Annotated in this window: 15 protein-coding genes; 10 read left to right on the plus strand and 5 right to left on the minus strand. The window is 66.9% G+C overall.

From position 1 onward, the window contains the following. Window positions 1-61: 61 nt before the first annotated feature. A complete protein-coding gene (locus R4P95_RS21220; protein WP_317745194.1) occupies window positions 62-832 on the minus strand; it encodes a putative protein N(5)-glutamine methyltransferase in 771 nt (256 codons plus the stop codon). Window positions 833-1,092: 260 nt separating this feature from the next. On the opposite strand from R4P95_RS21220, the gene R4P95_RS21225 reads away from it, so the two are divergent. Continuing rightward, window positions 1,093-1,500, plus strand: coding sequence for a DUF732 domain-containing protein (locus R4P95_RS21225; RefSeq protein WP_317745195.1), 408 nt, complete (start codon window positions 1,093-1,095; stop codon window positions 1,498-1,500). Window positions 1,501-1,656: 156 nt separating this feature from the next. After that, on the plus strand, window positions 1,657-2,622 hold the full coding sequence (locus R4P95_RS21230; RefSeq protein WP_317745196.1) for a pirin family protein: 966 nt from the start codon (window positions 1,657-1,659) through the stop codon (window positions 2,620-2,622). 60 nt (window positions 2,623-2,682) lie between these two features. Here R4P95_RS21230 and R4P95_RS21235 read toward each other — a convergent pair whose 3' ends face one another. Both R4P95_RS21235 and R4P95_RS21240 read right to left on the minus strand, forming a co-directional pair. Further along, complete coding sequence (locus tag R4P95_RS21235; RefSeq protein WP_213574513.1) at window positions 2,683-3,033, minus strand: hypothetical protein; 351 nt, start codon at window positions 3,031-3,033, stop codon at window positions 2,683-2,685. A gap of 1 nt (window position 3,034) precedes the next feature. Beyond that, window positions 3,035-4,051 (minus strand): hypothetical protein, encoded by a 1,017-nt coding sequence (locus tag R4P95_RS21240; RefSeq protein ID WP_317745197.1) that lies wholly within the window; start codon window positions 4,049-4,051, stop codon window positions 3,035-3,037. 230 nt (window positions 4,052-4,281) lie between these two features. On the opposite strand from R4P95_RS21240, the gene leuA reads away from it, so the two are divergent. The 3 genes from leuA to R4P95_RS21255 all read left to right on the plus strand — a co-directional run bounded on the left by leuA (window position 4,282) and on the right by R4P95_RS21255 (window position 12,552). Next, on the plus strand, window positions 4,282-6,090 hold the full coding sequence (leuA, locus tag R4P95_RS21245) for a 2-isopropylmalate synthase (protein ID WP_317745198.1): 1,809 nt from the start codon (window positions 4,282-4,284) through the stop codon (window positions 6,088-6,090). 444 nt (window positions 6,091-6,534) lie between these two features. Further along, entirely contained in the window at window positions 6,535-12,021 is a 5,487-nt protein-coding gene (locus R4P95_RS21250; RefSeq protein ID WP_317745199.1) for a biotin carboxylase N-terminal domain-containing protein, read from the plus strand. A gap of 153 nt (window positions 12,022-12,174) precedes the next feature. Then, on the plus strand, window positions 12,175-12,552 hold the full coding sequence (locus R4P95_RS21255; protein ID WP_109326276.1) for an SHOCT domain-containing protein: 378 nt from the start codon (window positions 12,175-12,177) through the stop codon (window positions 12,550-12,552). Between the two features lie 54 nt (window positions 12,553-12,606). Here the strand turns inward: R4P95_RS21255 and R4P95_RS21260 are convergent, their stop codons facing one another. Further along, window positions 12,607-13,500, minus strand: a complete 894-nt coding sequence (locus tag R4P95_RS21260; RefSeq protein WP_317745200.1) for a LysR family transcriptional regulator — start codon at window positions 13,498-13,500, stop codon at window positions 12,607-12,609. Window positions 13,501-13,572: 72 nt separating this feature from the next. Here R4P95_RS21260 and R4P95_RS21265 point away from each other — a divergent pair, with 72 nt between their 5' ends. The 5 genes from R4P95_RS21265 (at window position 13,573) to R4P95_RS21285 (ending at window position 17,517) form a co-directional block, all read left to right on the plus strand. Then, entirely contained in the window at window positions 13,573-14,490 is a 918-nt protein-coding gene (locus R4P95_RS21265; RefSeq protein ID WP_317745201.1) for an EamA family transporter, read from the plus strand. A 25-nt stretch (window positions 14,491-14,515) separates the two neighbouring features. Then, window positions 14,516-15,769: a Mur ligase family protein gene (locus R4P95_RS21270; protein WP_109326273.1), complete on the plus strand. Its 1,254-nt coding sequence runs from the start codon at window positions 14,516-14,518 to the stop codon at window positions 15,767-15,769. Continuing rightward, window positions 15,762-16,472 (plus strand): glutamine amidotransferase, encoded by a 711-nt coding sequence (locus R4P95_RS21275; RefSeq protein WP_317745202.1) that lies wholly within the window; start codon window positions 15,762-15,764, stop codon window positions 16,470-16,472. The genes R4P95_RS21270 and R4P95_RS21275 overlap by 8 nt, the downstream gene beginning before the upstream one ends. A gap of 278 nt (window positions 16,473-16,750) precedes the next feature. Continuing rightward, complete coding sequence (locus tag R4P95_RS21280; RefSeq protein ID WP_317745203.1) at window positions 16,751-17,194, plus strand: SRPBCC family protein; 444 nt, start codon at window positions 16,751-16,753, stop codon at window positions 17,192-17,194. Continuing rightward, window positions 17,191-17,517, plus strand: a complete 327-nt coding sequence (locus R4P95_RS21285) for a metalloregulator ArsR/SmtB family transcription factor (protein ID WP_317745204.1) — start codon at window positions 17,191-17,193, stop codon at window positions 17,515-17,517. Before R4P95_RS21280 ends, R4P95_RS21285 begins: the two co-directional genes overlap by 4 nt. 105 nt (window positions 17,518-17,622) lie before the next feature. On the opposite strand, the gene R4P95_RS21290 is transcribed toward R4P95_RS21285, so the two are convergent. After that, complete coding sequence (locus tag R4P95_RS21290) at window positions 17,623-19,083, minus strand: MFS transporter (RefSeq protein WP_317745712.1); 1,461 nt, start codon at window positions 19,081-19,083, stop codon at window positions 17,623-17,625. Window positions 19,084-19,130: the final 47 nt, after the last annotated feature.

Below are 19,130 nucleotides of genomic sequence, written 5' to 3' on the forward strand. Positions count from 1 at the left end.
CCTCGGGAGAGCAGAACGCAGCTGCGCCCCGCGAGGTCGGTCCAGCATTGTGCTGGAGCGCTCACGACCGCGTTCCGACGACAACGGTGGCACCGAGCTCGGCGGAGGACTCGACTCGCGCGCTCAACCCCGCGTCGGTGAAGGCCTGGACGGTCCGCGTTGCCTGGCTCTCACTTGTTTCGATCAGAAGGTGACCGCCGGGGGCGAGCCAGTGCTGCGCCCCGGACGCCACTCGCCGCTGAATGTGCAGGCCGTCGGCACCACCGTCGAGTGACACGCGCGGCTCGTGCAGTCGCGCCTCGGGGGGCATCAACCGAATCTCCTCAGTCGGCACATACGGGGCGTTGGCCACCAGAACTTGGACCTGTCCGCGCAACGAAGCAGGCAACGGGTCGTAAAGGTCGCCCTCGAACACGCGCTCCGCGGGCATGTTACGACGAGCGCAGCGGACCGCGGCAGGGTCGATATCGACCGCATACAACTCGGGGGAGTCGATGAGGGCGGCGAGCGCAGCCCCGACCGCTCCCGACCCACAGCACAGGTCGACCACGACAGCGCTTTCACGAATCGAAGCCGCCGCCCGGTCGACGAGGAATTCGGTACGCCGGCGAGGCACGAAAACCTCGGCGTCGACCGCTATTCGCAGCCCGCAGAACTCTGCCCAGCCGAGCACGTGTTCCAGTGGCACACCGGAAACGCGCCGCTGGACCATCGACACGAGGTTCGTCCGATCACTCGCGGCCGCGAGGATCAACCGTGCTTCATCTTCGGCGAAAACACAGCCGGCAGAGCGCAATTCATGAACGAGAGCATCTTCGATGGAAACTGACATGAGAGTGCCTTTCGGATTGCCGATGGGCGCTCTCTCGGCCACCTTAGGTCGGCACCACCGCGCGGTCGCGGGGTGAGAGCACCCGGACTGAACTGACGAACACGGGTCTCACCTCCTCGAACCACTCCAACTGGAGAGGGCAACACTACCTGCCGGGCACCCGGGCGAAAAGGCGAACGCCGCGAACACACACCGCGTGCTCTCGCCGCACGGGCGATACGATCGTCGCCGCACCAGCCTCGAAAGGACTCCGTCACCACATGCGCCGCACTCTTGCTCTAACCGCCCTCACCCTCTGTTCCGCGACATTCCTGGCCGCCTGCGGTGGGGACAGCGCCGATTCCGCGGCACCGGAGTCGAGCACGACCTCCGCCGCTGCCAGGACCACCGCCGCCTCCGCACCGGGGAAGCGCATCTTCGCAGTCGCCGACGACCCCGCCACCGCCGCCGATTACCTGACCTACCTGAGGTCGATGAACCAGAACGTCACCAACGACGAGACCGCGGTGCACCAGGCCGGCGAAATCTGCACCGCCCTCGACGCCGGCAAACCCCTCGACCGGGTGCGCGAGGAGTGGACGCCCATGCTCACCGCCGACGGCGTCTACTACTACATCATCGGCGCCATCACGCGGTACTGCCCCGACCACGAGGGCGTCCTCAACTGAGGGCGCTTCGCGCCCCGTGAGTGGTTAACGAGTCTCTGCACTCGTCAACCACTCACGGGCGGCGGAGCCGCCACTGTGGGAATACCTGCACACCGCCGGTGTTACACCTCGTAAGGTAGTTGAAGAATCAATTACACGAGTACGAGGAGACACCCGATGCCTGCCGTGACTGTCGACAACATCCTTGCCCTGCCGCGTATCGACGCCCCTGCTCCAAGCGCCGTCGACCGGCCGGTCCGCTCCCTGACCACGGCTCCGGTCGGGTACGAGGGCGAGGGCTTCCCCGTTCGCCGCGCCTTCGCCGGCATCGATCTGGCTGCGCTGGACCCCTTCATCCACATGGACCAGATGGGTGAGGTGAACTACGCGCCCGGCGAGCCCAAGGGAACCCCGTGGCACCCGCATCGTGGGTTCGAGACTGTGACCTACATGATCGACGGAATCATGGAGCACCAGGACTCCAACGGGGGCGGCGGCACCATCGGCGGCGGCGACACGCAATGGATGACGGCCGGTGGTGGCATCCTCCACATCGAGACCCCGCCCGAGCACCTGGTCATGAGTGGTGGGCTATTCCACGGCGTCCAATTGTGGGTGAACCTGCCCCGCGACAACAAGATGGCCGCACCCCGCTATCAGGACATCACCGGGCAGAAGGTGGCCCTGCTGTCCTCCGCCGACGGCGGCGCCCTGGTGCGGGTCATCGCGGGCGAGGTGGACGGACACTCCGGCCCCGGCTCGACATACACCCCGATCAGCCTGGTCCACGCGACCGTTGCCCCCGGAGCGAGCCTGACGCTGCCGTGGAATCCGGAATTCAACGCCCTTGCGTACGTCCTCGCCGGTGATGGTCTGGTCGGTTCGGAGCGCAGGCCGTTCCGGATGGGGCAGACCGCCGTCTTCGGACGCGGCGACATCCTCACCATCGCCGCGGCAGACACCCAGGACTCGCGCACCTCCTCGCTGGAGGTTTTCATCCTCGGCGGCAAGCCGATCCGCGAGCCGGTGGCCATGGCCGGACCGTTCGTGATGAACACGAAGGCCGAGGTAATGCAGGCGTTCGAGGACTTCCAGGCCGGTCGCCTGGGATCCATTCCCGCGGCGCACGAGACGCTGGGCTAGGTCCGGCCCGTCGCGGCGATCCAGGCAGGTGAACGCCGGGCTGCGGTGTTCACCACGTCTTCAGGGACGCCGGATCCTCGCGTCGATGCGGCGGATTCGGAGATCGTTCTGCGGTATGCGGAAGGTCTCGATCACCCGCACGGTCACGAGGGTTCGGCCGAACAGTCCGGCGTCCAGGAGATAATCGGCTGTGACCTCGTCCCCGGCCACCGACCACGCCACCTCACGAACGGCGCGGATCAGACGGAACTGCGGACCTCGGGACAGACTGCGGCGCAGATGGTTTCCGGAGAACGCCGTCTTGATTCCCGCCTCGTAGCGGACTGCCCGGGGATCGAGGGGCACCGCGTTCCCATCGTGACCGACCAACGCATCCAGGTACGCCTGGGCCACCTCGACCTGAGTGTTCATGTCAGTAGTCGAACATTTCGGCCGCGGCGAGCACCAGCATTTGCGCGTCTTCGCAGTCACGCGCCGTTGCCGCCACCGAGGCGGTCAGTCTGTTGCCGCGTCGGACAATTTCGCTCATCGGGCTGTGTGGAACGTTGGTGTCGACAACGTCCCCGGGATAGAAGTAGTAATGGCATTCGAGCGCGTCCTCGAAGAAGGCGAACGACTCTCCGTCGATCTCGACCACCTCCGGTCCCCCGGTCCGCGGCGGTGGGGTGGACAGGGCGAACCGCACGGACGCCTCGTCACCGCGTCCGAGGGTCAGGCGGCACTCGTACGGCCGACTGCCCGGGGCGAACGTCGCGATCTCGGGTTCGGTCACGTTTTCGACCACCCGGCACGGGTCTTGCTGCGCCAGTGGAATATTCGTGGTACCCCGCGGAGCCGCATGCAGCCTGGCCGTCACCGCCGCGAGGACGGCGCTCGCCTCCGCGCAGTCGTCACCGGCAGCCGGCCTCACCACACCGGCAGCTCCGTCGAGATAGGAGACGTGACCCCAGCGCGCCGGCGCGGCGACTCCCGGAACCGGCGGCAGCGAGAAGTAGAGCGTGCACGTACCGGGCAGCGGCGACAGCGCCGGGCGCACCTCGATGCCACTGGCGGCGGGGCCGCGGCCGACTCCCTCGGACGGTTCACGCTCCCCCACCACGACTTCGATCCAGGACGGATCGACCGGTGTACCGCCGGGCGGGATCACCTCGGCATGGCACGTCGACAGGTCGCCTGCCGGACCGTATGCGGTGATGACGCCCAACGACGCCACCCCGGCCGCGTCGAGCAATCCGCACGGTTCGACGGCTCTGGCCGCCGCAGCCACCGCGAGCTCTGCGCGGACGAAGTCGCTGACAGGCCGGCCGTAGACCGGTGCACCCACCCCGACGACACGCGGCGAGCCGTCCACGTTCACCCCGCAGGACAGGGCACACGCTGCGAAAACGATGACGAGAACCACCGGAGTGACCCGCGAGATGTGACGCACTGCACCTCCCTCGCTCGACGTGTCGAACGGCGACACATCCGGAAACGTGCCGAACCCCTACACACGGAGAATAGGCTCAGGAGTAGAGTGCTCGTTATGCATCGCGCACTTCTCCTTGGTTGCCGCGACGGGGTCTGATCCAGACTGGCTTCCCGTCGCGGGGTTCTCGTGCGCCGGTCGACACAGCCGTTGGACTCACAAAGTCCGCAACGAATCTGGAGATCAATCCCATGTCCCCCGCTGACGCTTTCACCACCGGAACGCGCACCATCACGCCGCCTTCCAAGCCTGCTCCCGCCGACCAGCCGGCGTGGAACACCCAGAAGAACTCGTCGATGCCGACGTTCCGGTATCGCTCGTTCGCCGAAGAAGTGGAACCGGTGTCGCTGCCGGACCGCACCTGGCCCGACAAGACCATCGACCGCGCCCCGCAATGGTGTGCGGTCGATCTCCGCGACGGCAACCAGGCCCTGATCGATCCCATGAGCCCCGCCCGCAAGCGGCGCATGTTCGAACTGCTCGTGCGGATGGGGTACAAGGAGATCGAGGTCGGATTCCCATCGGCCAGCCAGACGGACTTCGACTTCGTCCGCGAGATCATCGAAGACGGCGCCATCCCGGCTGACGTCACCATCCAGGTGCTCACGCAGTCGCGCCCCGAGCTGATCAAGCGCACGTTCGAGGCGTGCGAGGGCGCCGAGAAGGTGATCGTGCACTTCTACAACTCCACCTCCATCCTGCAGCGCCGAGTGGTATTCAAGGCCGAGCGCGACGTCATCAAGAAGATCGCCACCGATGCGGCCGCTCTGGCCCTGGAAGAGGCGAAGAAGTACCCCGACACGCAGTGGCGCTGGGAGTACTCGCCCGAGTCGTACACCGGTACGGAACTCGAGTACGCCAAGGAGGTGTGCGACGCCGTCACCGAGGTCTTGCAGCCCACCCCCGAGAACCCGGTCATCCTGAACCTGCCGGCCACCGTCGAGATGGCCACGCCCAACGTGTACGCCGACTCGATCGAGTGGATGCACCGCAACCTGGCCCGCCGCGACTCCGTCATCCTCTCGCTCCACCCCCACAACGACCGCGGCACGGGTGTCGCGGCCGCGGAGCTGGGCTATCAGGCGGGCGCCGACCGCATCGAGGGATGCCTGTTCGGCAACGGTGAGCGCACCGGCAACGTCTGCCTGGTCACGCTCGGCCTGAACCTGTTCACTCGCGGCGTCGACCCGCAGATCGATTTCTCGAACATCGACGAGATCCGCCGCACGGTGGAGTACTGCAACCAGCTGCCCGTCCACGAGCGCCACCCGTACGGCGGCGACCTCGTGTACACCGCCTTCTCCGGCAGCCACCAGGACGCCATCAACAAGGGCCTCGACGCCATGAAGATCGACGCCGACTCCCAGGACGCCGACGTCGACGACATCCAGTGGGCGGTTCCCTACCTGCCGATCGATCCCAAGGATGTGGGCCGCACCTACGAGGCAGTCATCCGCGTCAACTCGCAGTCGGGCAAGGGTGGCGTCGCGTACATCATGAAGGCCGACCACGGGCTGGTGCTGCCGCGCCGGCTGCAGATCGAGTTCTCCCAGGCGGTCCAGCGGATCACCGACGGCGAGGGCGGCGAGGTGTCCCCGAAGGAAATGTGGGACGTCTTCCACGAGGAGTACCTCGCTCCGATCATCCCACTGGAGCGGATGAAGCAGAAGGTCACCGCGTCCGAAGAGGACGGCGGCACCGACTCCATCACCGCAACGGTCAAGGTGAACGGCAAGGAACAGGAGATCTCGGGTTCGGGCAACGGCCCGCTCGCCGCGTTCGTCGACGCGCTCGCCACCATCGACTTCGATGTCCGGGTGCTCGACTACTCCGAGCACGCGATGTCGGCAGGTGACGACGCCCAGGCCGCTGCGTACGTCGAGTGCGCCGTTACCGCGCCCGACGGCCGGAGCACGGTGGTGTGGGGTGTCGGTATCGCCACGTCGATCACCACGGCGTCGTTGCGCGCCGTCGTCTCGGCGGTCAATCGCGCTCACTGACCGATTCGTCCGTATCGCCGCGAGTGCGCCCCGAGCGCGCTCGCGGCGTTCGCGTTTTCCGGGCCTCTGCGCCGGCGGACCGAACCGCTCGGTAACTTGACGTGAAAGTGCGCTGCCGCGTGACGTTTTCGTCGTTCGCCCCGAAACTCACGACGTGACAATGCGTTACAGGTAACTTCTTGAACACTTGACAAACCGAACGTGACCCGCGCTGAAGTTACGCGCGGGTACAAAAAATCGACGTTATGCTCCAGTTCCCGGGCATCGGGTCCTGCAGAGTGGCAGGACCCGATGATCGCATTCGGGGCACCTCTGGAGGGGACAAGTGGGTTGTGCAGGGGTGCGTGTGTCCGCGAAGGCGGCACCCAGTCCACGGCGGATATGGCCTTGGCCATCGAAACACTCTGCGGATCAATGAGTTTTACGGAAACGGAGCGCTAACTGATGTTCAAGCGAATAGCGATTGTCAATCGCGGCGAGGCTGCGGTCCGCCTGATTCGAGCCGTGCGTGAACTGAATGCCGAGCACAACTACGGCATCACGACAGTTGCACTGCACACCGAGGCGGAGCGCCGCGCGATGTTCGTGCGCCAGGCCGATGAAGGTGTGTGCTTGCGCACAGTCAAGAGCGGAACGGCCTACCTCGACCACGCCGAGCTGGCCCGCGCCCTGCGCGAGAGCAAGGCCGACGCCGTGTGGGTGGGCTGGGGCTTCGTGGCCGAGGATCCCGCTTTCGTCGAGGTGTGCGAACAGCTGGGTATCACCTTCATCGGTCCGCCCGCTGAAGCGATGCGTCTGCTCGGTGACAAGGTGGAGGCCAAGCTCCTCGCGGAGAAGGTGGAGGTCCCGGTCGCACCGTGGAGTGGTGGACCCGTCGCCACCCGCGCCGACGCACGTCGCCACGCGCAGGCGATCGGTTACCCGCTCATCATCAAGGCCCGCAGTGGTGGCGGTGGCCGCGGCATCCGCAAGGTGTGGTCCGAGGACGAACTCGAACTCGCGCTCGAGCGCACGCAGGGTGAGGCCCAGCGGTCGTTCGGCGACCCCGTCGTCTTCATCGAACGGCTGGTCACCGATGCGCGCCACGTCGAGGTACAGGTCATTGCCGACAACTTCGGCAACGTCTGGGCTCCGGGTGTGCGTGACTGCTCCATCCAGCGCAAGAACCAGAAGGTCATCGAGGAGTCCAGCTCGCCGCTCCTCACCGCAGAGCAGTCGAATCACCTCCGCACCGTGTCGAGCGAACTCGTGCGTGCAGCCGGATACCGCGGCGCGGGCACTGTGGAGTACCTCTACCAGCCGGAGCAGAAGACCTTCACCTTCCTCGAGGTGAATACCCGGTTGCAGGTGGAGCACCCCATCACCGAGGCCACCACGGGAATCGATCTGGTGAAGTTGCAGATCCTCGTGGCCAGCGGCGAACCCCTCGTGGGTGACTGCCCGCCCGAGTTCGGCCACGCCGTCGAAGCCCGGCTCAACGCCGAAGACGCCGCCAACGGATTCGCACCCGCCCCCGGCGCGGTGCAACTGCTCAAGTTCCCGCTCGGCAGCGGCCTGCGCGTCGACACCGGCATCGCGCAGGGCGACGTCATCCCGCCCGACTACGACTCCATGGTCGCCAAGGTCATCGCCTGGGGACGCGACCGCTCAGAGGCACTGGCCCGGCTGCGCACGGCGCTGCGAGAGACCACGGTCGTGCTGCGCGGCGGCACCACCACCAAGTCCTTCCTGCTCGACCTGCTCGACCGCGAAGAGGTCATCACGGCGTCCGCCGACACCGGCTGGCTGGACCGCACCGACGCGGGCACGTCCAACGTGCCGTCCCGCACCGCTGATGTCGCGTTGATCGCCGCCGCTATCGACGTCTACGACGCCGAGGAGAAGCTCGAGCGTCAGGCATTCCTCTCGTCTGCCCGCGGTGGGCGACCCCGCGCCGGCCACGCCATCGGCCGCAAGGTCGAGCTCAGCTACCAGGGTCAGGCGTACGGACTCACGGTCACCCAGGTCGGCGCCCACCGTTATCGCGTCGACGGGGACGCCCCCGAGACCGAGGTCGAGGTGGACCGGCTCAGCGAGTTCGAGAGCCGCCTGGTGATCGGCGACCGCCGCCACCACGTCGTCTCCGTCGCGGGACGCGCCCAGTACCTCGTCGAGGTCGACGGCATCAGTCACCAGATCAGCCAGGACGAGGCCGGCGTCGTACGCGCCCCCGCCCCGGCCGTCGTGGTCGCGGTGCCGGTGTCCGTCGGTGACGAGGTCGAGGTCGGCGCCACCTTGGTCGTCCTCGAGAGCATGAAGATGGAAACCGCGGTCCGTGCGCCCGTCGCCGGCCGGGTCCGGGAAGTGCTGGCCATGGTCAACTCGCAGGTTGACGCCGGAACGGCGCTGCTGCGGGTGGAGGAAAGCTCCGACGAGTCCACGGCGCAGCAGTCGCCCCGCGTCGAATTCGATCTCGGCGCCCCCGCACCCCACGGTGACCCGCGCCTCGATGCCCTTGCGCAGATCGATGCGCTCGGCGCGCTGCTCACCGGGTACGACGTCAGCGCGAAGCGGGCCGGCGTGCTGCTCGCCCAGTACGAGAAGCTGCGGGCGCAGATCGCCGGCGATCCCGACCTCGTGCAGGCCGAGCTGGCGCTGCTCACCACGTTCGCCGACATCTGCGAGATCGGCCGTAACCGTCCGACAGTGGCCGAAGAAGACGGCGACGAGCGGGTGCACAGCCCGCGCGAGCATTTCCACACCTATCTCCACACCCTGGACGTCGAGCTCGAGGGGCTTCCGGAGTCCTTCCAGACCCGGTTGTCGCGCGCTCTGCGCCACTACGACGTCACCGATCTCGAGCGCACCGCCGAGCTCGAAGAAGCGGTCTACCGCCTCTTCCTCGCGCAGCAGCGGATGGACAATCAGGTTCCCGTCATCGCCGCACTGCTCGACCGCTGGCTCAACGACGGCAACGCACCCGGCCGCGCCCCGAGCGGACTCGGTGAGGTGCTGGACCGGTTGATCGTCGCCACCCAGGTCCGCTACCCGGTGATCGGCAACGTCGCCCGCAACGTCCGCTTCCGCTTCTTCGACGAGCCGCAGATCCGCAAGGCCCGCGAACAGGTGTACGACGGTGTCCGCGGCAGCCTCGAGTACCTCGCCGAGCATCCCGGCGCCGACGACTACCAGGAACGTCTCGAAGCGCTGGTCGCCACCCCGCAGTCGCTGACCGAGCTGCTCGGACAGCGCATCGCCCGCAAGAGCGCCACCGTGGGCCCGCTGCTCGAGGTGGTCACCCGCCGCTACTACGACATCCGCACGCTAGAAGACGTCGCAGCGTTCGATCGTGGCGGACGGCACTTCGTCACCGGCAACTTCGACCTGCTCGGGGAGCGTCTGCACCTCGTGTCGGCCGTCGCCGACTACGCCGAACTGCCCGGTGCGCTCACCGAAATCGGTGACGTCGCCTCGGAGACCCCCGACAATCTCGTCCTCGACCTGTACCTGTCGTGGTCCGAGCCGCCGGCCGATCCCGACACGATGTCCGAGGACCTGCGCAAGACGCTGGCGACGCTGCCCCTGATCGCCTCCTGCCGCCGAGTCACGGTGTCCGTCTTCGGTGGCGTCGGCATCGACGTCCGCAAGTTCACCTACCGGCCGGACGCGGGTGTGCTCGCGGAAGAGGCACTGATCCGGGACATGCACCCGCTCACCGGTCAGCGCTTCGATCTGTGGCGCCTGAAGAACTTCGAAGGCACCCGCCTGCCCGCGGCGGCGGACACGTTCCTGTTCCACCTGGTGTCGCCCGAGAACCCCACCGACGAGCGCCTCATCGCACTCGCCGAAATCCGCGACATCACCCCCGTCCGCAACGAGGACGGCCAGGTGATCGGCGTTCCCGCTGCCGAGCGCGTGCTCCAGTCCTGCCTGGACGGCATCCGGCGAGCTCAGGCGGCCCGTGGCAGCAAGCGCAAGCTCGACGCCAACCGCGTCGTGCTGTACGTGTGGCCGAAGATCGACGCTCCGGTGGAAGATCTGCAGGAATTCGCGCGCGTCGCGGCCCCGCTCACCGCGGGCGCCGGACTCGAGGAGATCACCGTGATCGCCCGGCTCCAGGGCCCGGCCGGAACGGAGTCGCAGGAGAAGGCACTGCGATTCTCCTACCGCACCGGCAGCGGCGTCGTCGTCAAGGTCACCGACCCGCCGACCGAGCCGCTGCAGCCGCTCGACGCGTACACCCAGAAGGTCCGCAATTCCCGCGCCCGCGGCACCGTCTACCCGTACGAGTTGATTCCCCTGCTCACAGGTCGCGACGGAACCTTCGTCGAGCACGACCTGGACGAGTCGGGCCGACTGGTTCCGGTGGACCGTCCGCACGGACAGAACCGCGCCGGCCTCATCGTCGGTCTGGTCACCGCCCGCACCGAACGGCACCCCGAGGGCATGACCCGGGTCGCGCTCTTCGGCGATCCGACCAAGGCGCTGGGCACCGTCGCCGAAGCCGAGTGCGCGCGTCTCGTGGCGGGCGTCGACCTGGCCGAGGAGCTGGGTGTGCCGGTCGAGTGGTTCGCGTTGTCGTCCGGGGCGACGATCTCCATGGACAGCGGCACCGAGAACATGGACTGGGTGTCCCGCGGCTTGCGTCGCATCATCACGTTCACGCAGAACGGTGGCGAGGTCAACGTGATCGTGGCCGGCATCAACGTCGGCGCGCAGCCCTACTGGAACGCCGAAGCCACGATGCTGATGCACACCAAGGGCATCCTCGTGATGACGCCCGACAGCGCCATGGTGCTCACCGGTAAGAACTCGCTCGACTACTCGGGTGGTGTCTCGGCCGAGGACAACTTCGGTATCGGTGGCTACGACCGCGTCATGGGACCCAACGGCGAGGCGCAGTACTGGGCTCCCAACCTGCCCGCGGCCTGCCAGATCCTGTTCGCCCACTATGACCATGCGTATGTGGTTGCCGGGGAACGATTCCCGCGTCGGGCACACACGGCCGACCCCATCGGCCGCGACGTGCGCACCTTCCCGCACGTCCACCCGTCGAGCGACTTCACCACGGTCGGTGACATCTTCTCGGCAGAGACGAACCCGGAACGCAAGAAGCCGTTCGACATTCGCACCGTGATGCGGGCGCTCGTCGACCAGGACCACCAGGTGCTGGAGCGGTGGGCCGACATGGCGGACGCGGACACGTCCGTCGTCATGGACGCGCACCTGGGCGGTTACCCGGTGAGTGTCATCGGCATCGAGTCGCGGGCCATCGCCCGTAAGGGATGGTCGCCGGCCAACGGCCCCGACCAGTGGACCGCCGGAACATTGTTCCCGCAGTCGTCGAAGAAGACGGCGCGGGCAATCAACGCCGCCAGCGGAAGCCGTCCCCTCGTCGTGCTGGCCAACCTGTCCGGGTTCGACGGGTCCCCCGACTCGCTGCGGCACATCCAGCTCGAGTACGGCGCCGAAATCGGCCGCGCCATCGTCAATTTCGACGGCCCGATCGTGTTCTGCGTCATCTCCCGCTACCACGGCGGCGCGTTCGTCGTGTTCTCCGGGGCGCTCAACGACAACATGGAAGTCCTCGCCGTCGAGGGTTCCTTCGCGTCGGTGCTCGGTGGCGCGCCCGCCGCGGCCGTGGTGTTCACCCGCGAGGTCAACTCGCGGGTGGCCGCCGACCCGACGATCCGGGAACTCGAGGCCAACCTGGCCGGCGCCCAGACCGACGCCCAGCAGGCTCACCTGCGCGTCGAGCTGGCCGCCCAGCAGGCTGCGGTCCGCAACGAGAAACTCGGTGAAGTCGCCGCCGAGTTCGAGGCCGTGCACAACATCCAGCGCGCGCAGCAGGTCGGCTCCGTCGACGCGGTCATCCCCGCCGTCGAACTCCGCCCCTACATCATCGGTGCCGTCGAGCGCGGTATGCGACGAGCGGTGGAATCAGCGAGCTAGAACGACGCGACACGGCCGCGGCACCTACGGGTGTCGCGGCCGTTTCGTGTACTGAGCCATACCCATTTCACCTGTTTCGGATGACGCGGGCGGTGCCGGAAGCTGCGATAGTCGGCGCAGACTTCCTTCGACTGTGTGAAATGGAGCGCTGCAATGGACTCGTTCTGGGACTTCCTGTGGGTAATCATCACCACGTTCGCCTTCGTGGCTTACCTGATCCTGCTGTTCTCCATCATCACCGACCTGTTCCGCGACCATAAATCGTCGGGCTGGGCCAAGGCCATCTGGATCATCTTCCTGTTCATCGTCCCGTTCCTGACCGCGCTGGTGTACCTGATCGTCAAGAGCGACGGTATGGCGCAGCGGTCGATGGCCGCGGCTCAACAGGTCAAACAGGCGCAGGACAGCTACATTCGCGAGGTCGCGGGCAAGTCGTCGGCGGAGCAGATCGCGGACGCGAAAGCTTTGCTCGATGCCGGAACCATCAATCAACAGGAGTACGAGACGTTGAAGGCGAAGGCGTTGGGCTGACCACTGGCCCACTTCCCGAGGGGGACCCGCTTTCGAGCGGGTCCCTTTGTCGTGTCAGTCTGTGACCTCCGCCGCGACGTCCCGGAACGCCTGAAGCACCGTTGCGACGGCAGGAATGGCATTGGCCGCCGGGCGACGAGCCAGTTCGTAGATGCGGGCCGCCCGGACACCGGCGAGGGGCAACCGAACCACCGACGGGTGGGTCACGGCATGGCGGGCCAGCAGCGCGACGCCGTGCCCGCCGGCCACCAGTTCCTCGATGACCCGGAAGTCGTTGATACGCATCACCACCCGCGGCTGTACTCCAGTTGCCGCGGCCACCGACATCAGGACGTCGTCGACGGGGAATCCGCCGCGCACGCTGATCCAGCTCTCGTCGGCCAACTGTTCCGGTCGCACCGAGTTCTGCCCCGCGAAACGATGACCGGGCGGCAGGATCAGATCGATCGGCTCACGCATGAGCGGCTCGGCAGTCACCCGCGGCGACGACGTGTCGACGGCACGCTCGTCCCGGTGTGTGAGAACCACGTCGTAGTCGGCGAGCAGCGTCGGCACTGCCGACGACGGCAAATCCTCGTCGCGCGGCTGCACGTCCACGCCGCTTCCGGCGAGGACGTCGAGCAGCCGGGGCAGCAGCAACGCGGCGCCGGACGGAAACAGCGCCACCCGGACGCGGCCTCGCGGCGACCCTCGGTAGGCGTCCATCTCCGCTGCTGCCCGGTCCAGGGCGGCCAGGACGTCGTCGGCCCGCACCACGAGGGCCTGTCCGGCGTCGGTGAGCCGCAGGCGCCGGCCGTCGGGTTCGAGCAGGGTCACGCCTGCTTCCCGCCCCAGGATCTTCAATTGCTGCGATACGGCGGACGGGGTCATCGACAATGCCGCGGCAGTGGCGGCCACCGTCCCTCGGTCCGCCAGCTCACGCAGAACTCGCAAGCGGGTGGCATCCATAAAGTAAAACTACATGGACAATGCACTATAAAGTGCTTGTTCTGATGGTTCGGCAGGCTCACGATAGAGCACATGACCACCCGCGATCGGCTCCTCGGACTTACCGTCGTCGTGTTGTGGGGTCTCAACTTTCTTGCCATTCGCGCCGGTCTCGATCACTTCCCGCCGTTCTTCTTCGCGGCAGTACGCTTTCTCCTCATCGCGATCCCGGTGATCTTGTTCGTTCCGCGGCCGCAGGTCCCCACCAAATGGCTGCTGCTCTACGGCACCGGCTTCGGAGTCGGGCAATTCACGTTCCTGTTCTGGGCCATGCACGTCGGGATGCCCACCGGGCTGGCGTCACTGGTCCTGCAGTCGTCGGCGCCGTTCACCGTCGTACTGGGTGCAATCCTGCTCCGCGAGCGACTGCGGCCGGTGCAGGTGGGCGGGCTCCTCGTCGCGATGTCGGGGATGGCGCTCATCGGCTGGGACCGGTCCCAGCACGCCGCCCTCCTCCCCGTGGTTCTGACGTTGCTCGCCGGCCTGTCGTGGGCGCTGGGCAACCTCGGAAACCGGAAGGCGGCCTCCGACCAGCCGATGCGGCTGATGCTGTGGATGTGCGTCATTCCCCCGCTGCCCATGCTCGCACTCTCGTTCGCGGTCGAAGGACCCTCGTCCGGCTGGGACGCGCTGACGTCTTCGCTTCACGGCAACGGACCGCTGGCGCTCGCCGGACTCGCCTACATCGTGATCCTCGGCACCATCGCCGGCTCCGGCCTCTGGACGGCTCTGCTCAGCCGCTATCCGGCGGGCACCGTCGCGCCGTTGTCCCTCCTCGTTCCCGTTGTCGGCATCGGGGCAGCGTGGCTGGTGCTGCACGAGGAACCGAGCGTCGTGTCGCTGATCGGTGGAGCGGTGGTCATCGCCGGTGCGGCAGCCACCCAGGTGAGCGGCAAGGCACGCCAGGACCCATCTCCGCACGTCCGTCCACCGGCGCGAGTCGGCGTCTGACCGGACCCTGTGCAAAACTCGCGGAGTGAGTACTGGAACTGGGATCACGACACGCGGCAAGGTCGCCCTCCGGGCAGCAGCGGCCGCCTCCTGGGCGTCGCAGAAGGCGGGACGCGGCAAGGGCTCGATGATCGGCGGATTGATCGCCCTGAAGATCGACCCCACGCTGATGGAACAGCTCGGCCGTAGCCGCCGCACCGCGGTGATCACCGGCACCAACGGCAAGTCGACCACAACCCGGATGACGGCCGCCGCGCTCTCGACCCTCGGCGAGGTGGCCAGCCAGGCCGACGGCGCCAACATGGACGCCGGGATCGTCGCGGCCCTGAGCAACCGGGTGCACGCACCCCTCGCCGCACTCGAGGTCGACGAACTGCACGTCCCCCATGTCAGTGACGCGGTCGATCCCGAGGTCCTGGTGTTCCTCAATCTGAGCCGCGACCAGCTCGACCGCGTCGGCGAGATCAACATGATCGAGCGGAAACTCCGCGCCTGCGTCGCCGCGCATCCCGAGGCCACCGTCATCGCCAACTGCGACGACGTTCTCGTCACGTCGGTGGCCTACGACGCGAAGAACGTCGTCTGGGTGGCAGCGGGCGGCGGCTGGGCCAGCGACGCCGCCAGCTGTCCGCGCACCGGTGAACCGATCGTCTGGGAAGGACCGCACTGGCGCAGTACCGGTTCCGACTTCGCGCGCCCCACCCCCGACTGGTGGCTGGACGAGGAGAACCTCTACGGGCCGGAGGGCCTGAAGATTCCCATGACGCTGGCATTACCCGGCCGCGCGAATCGAGGCAACGCTGCCCAGGCAGTGGCCGCCGCAGTCGCGATGGGCGCGAAAGCGGAGGACGCGGTCGCCGCCGCAGCCACCGTGCAAGAAGTGGCCGGCCGCTACAGCACCGTCGAAGTCGGGCCCCATTCGGTCCACATGCTGCTCGCCAAGAACCCGGCCGGCTGGCAAGAGGCGCTGTCGATGATCGACCCCACCGTCGACGGACTGGTGATCGCCGTCAACGGTCAGGTACCCGACGGTGAAGACCTCTCGTGGTTGTGGGACGTGCGTTTCGAGCACTTCGAAGGCGTCAAGGTGGTGGCCGCCGGCGAACGCGGTACCGACCTCGCCGTGCGCCTCACCTACGCGGGCGTCGACCACACCCTCGAACCGAATCCTCTGCGCGCCATCGCTTCCTGCCCGCCGGGACGTGTCGAGGTGCTCGCCAACTACACCGCATTCCGCGACCTGAACAACGCCATCGCGAAGGAGGCGCGCAATGTCTGACTCCACGGTGCGCATCGGACTGGTACTCCCCGACGTCATGGGCACCTACGGCGACGGCGGCAATGCGCTCATCCTGCGGCAGCGACTGCGCATGCGCGGATACGACGCCGAGATCGTCGAAATCACGCTGAACGACCCGGTCCCCGAATCGCTCGACGCCTACACCCTCGGCGGCGCCGAGGACTCGGCCCAGCGGCTCGCGACCCGCCACCTCACCAAATATCCCGGACTCCAGAAGGCCGCCGAACGCGGTGCCCCCGTGCTCGCGATCTGCGCCGCCATCCAGGTACTGGGCAACTGGTACGAGACATCGAGCGGTGAACGCGTCGACGGTGTGTCGATGCTCGACGTCACCACCTCTCCGCAGGCCACCCGGTCCATCGGCGAGGTGATCACCAAGCCCCACCTCGACGGCCTGACTCTGCCGCTCACGGGTTTCGAAAATCACCGCGGCGGAACGACTCTCGGCCCCGGCGCGCGCGGCCTCGCCCGCGTGTCCCACGGCGTCGGTAACGGGGTCGGAGATGGACAAGAGGGCGTCGTCCAGGGTTCCGTGATCGGCACGTACATGCACGGACCGGCGCTGGCCCGCAATCCCGAACTCGCCGACCTCATCTTGAAGCGAGCCCTCGGAGTCGACGAACTCCCCACCCTCGACCTCCCCGAAGTCGAGCAGCTGCGCCGGGAACGCCTGCGCGTGTAATCCAGCGGGAGTAGTCCCACGCTATGCCGATCGAACCCTCTGACCCGGGACGGGTCCGAGGGCGGTTTCCTGTGCCGACAATGCCGTCCATTCGTCGTTCTGCACTGCGACGATCCCGGATCTCTCGGGCACGCTCGGGCGGCAGAAATCACACACAGCCTCTCCACAAGCTGTGGATAACCGTCAGTGATGCCACTTGATGCAACCTCAGGGTTGCAGAAGTCGAATGTGCGTGCAACCATTGAGTTGCAGAAGCCGCGCGAAGGAAGGTAATCGACATGGATTCGACGAGCATCACCCGAAGCGTTGTGATCAGCGCCCCGCGATCGACAGTCTGGGCTGCCATAACCGACGCCGACAAGGTCGCCCAGTGGTTCGGACAGCAGGCCGAGATCAACCTCGCCGTGGGCGGCAGAGCAGAGTTCACCTGGGACGGGCACGGAACGTCCCGTGCGATCGTGACCGAGGTCGACGAGCCGAACTGCTTCGGTTTCCGCTGGGCGGCCGACAGAGACACCGATCCCGTGGAAGGCAATTCGACACTGGTCCGGTTCACCCTCACCGAGCACGAGTCGGGAACCGAGCTGACGGTGACCGAGACTGGATTCGAGACCCTCGACCGCGACGCGGACGCACGGAACCAGCAGCGCGAAGGCAACATCCAGGGCTGGCACGCCGAACTCGACGAACTGGTCGCCTACCTGCATGGCGTGAAGGCATGACCGTGGGCACCTATACCGAACTCGCTTCGGTGTTCGCGGCCCTGTCCGACGAAACCCGCTGGGAGATCCTGACCGAGCTCGGACGGGCAGATCATTCCGCGTCGTCCCTCGCCACCCGACTGCCGGTGTCGAGGCAGGCGATCGCCAAGCATCTCACCGCCCTGCAGGCCTGTGGGTTGGTCGAATCGGTGAAGGTGGGTCGGGAGGTCCGCTATCGGGCGCTCGGCGCCGAACTCGGCAAGACAGCCCGGGCGCTGGAGCGAATCGGTGCCGAGTGGGACCGACGGCTGGCAGCCATCAAGAACATCGCAGAATCGATGTAAAGACCCCAGACAGGGGTTCGGCCGGGAATGCTTCTGCATTCTCGGCCGGATCTCTGCTTCACGAGTTTTCTCTGCTCACAGGTACATTTCCTCGATCCGCACCACTTACGATACCCCCGAGTGATCTACGTCACAAGAGGTTGCATCGCATTTTCTTTGCGACCTGTCATGACCTGGCAACGCGAGCGAGACGGCGAACACCAAGACGGCCAACACCGCACACACGCCGTACGCCAGCGAGAATGACCCCGAAGTGGCGGACCCGCCCACCACGCCGGCCGCGAGAACCGACGCGACCACTGCGCTGCACATGGTGGTGCCCATCGTCCGCAGCAGGACGTTCACACCATTGGCCGCGGCCATCTGCGTCGCGGGCGCGGCGCGCACGATCAGCATCGGCAGCGTGCTGTAGACCAGTGCCGTGCCGATGGCCGCGACACCCAACGCCGTGATCACCAACCACAACTCCTTACCCGGCACAGCATGTAGCGAGTAACCGGCAACGAGACACACGGCTCCGGCGAGGATCGTCACCTTCGACCCGAACCGCGCGGTCACACTCGCCCCGACCTGGGCGAAAACGATCATCGACAGACTGGTGGGCAGCTGGCACACCGCAGCCTGCAGGATCGTCAGCCCGTATCCGGCTCCACTCCGCGGCGCCTGTAGCAGCTGTGTCGTGATGAGCGCGTTGCCATAGAAGGCGAACCCGACGAGAAGTGCGGTTCCGTGCGGCAGGAGAACCGACCGACGCGCAGAGACTCGCAGGTCTATCAGCGGATTCCGGTTACGCAACTGCTGGTAGCCCCACAAGGCGAACAGAAACACCGAAGACGCGAACATGCCCAGCACCGCCGGACTCGACCAGCCCCACGAACTGCCCTGTGTGATCGATACCAGCAAGCTGACCAGTGCGGCCGTCAGCCCGACCGCGCCAACCCCGTCGAAGCGTCCGCCGGAGCGCACCGCCGATTCGCGGATGAACAACGCCGCCGACGTGGTGACCGCCAACCCGATCGCAGCGATCACCCAGAAGAGAACGTGCCAATGGGAGTACTCGGCGATGGCAGCCGCGAACGGCAGGCCCAAGGCCGTGCCGATGCCGAGGGTGGAACTCATCATCGCGATTGCGCGGTGCACCTTCTCCGGCGGCAGTTCGTCGCGGAGGATCGAAATACCGATCGGGATAACCGCGCCGCCGACACCCTGCAGTCCGCGCGCGAATATCAGCAGTCCGATGTCGGAGGTCACCGCGCACAGCACTGCGCCCAGCGTCATGATGACGAACGCCACCATCAGCATTCGCTTTTTCCCATACATGTCCGCGAGGCGCCCGAAAATGGGAGTGACCACCGCGCCGACGAGCAGAGTCGCCGTGATCAGCCAGGACACCGACGTCGTCCCGGCGCCGGTGAACGCCGGCATGCTCGGGAGCAGCGGCACCATGACCGTCTGCAGTACAGCTTGGAACACTCCGGCGAAGGCGAGAATGGGCAGAACGAATCGGGATCCAACTGGGAGGGACTGCGGCTCAGCCGCCGCTCGTGCCGACGACGCCCGCGGCATCGAAGACAACGGCCGTGGCAACGAAACCGTCACGCGTCACCCCCGCA

Source organism: Rhodococcus sp. IEGM 27 (assembly GCF_033142305.1).
Lineage (GTDB): Bacteria > Actinomycetota > Actinomycetes > Mycobacteriales > Mycobacteriaceae > Rhodococcus_F > Rhodococcus_F oxybenzonivorans.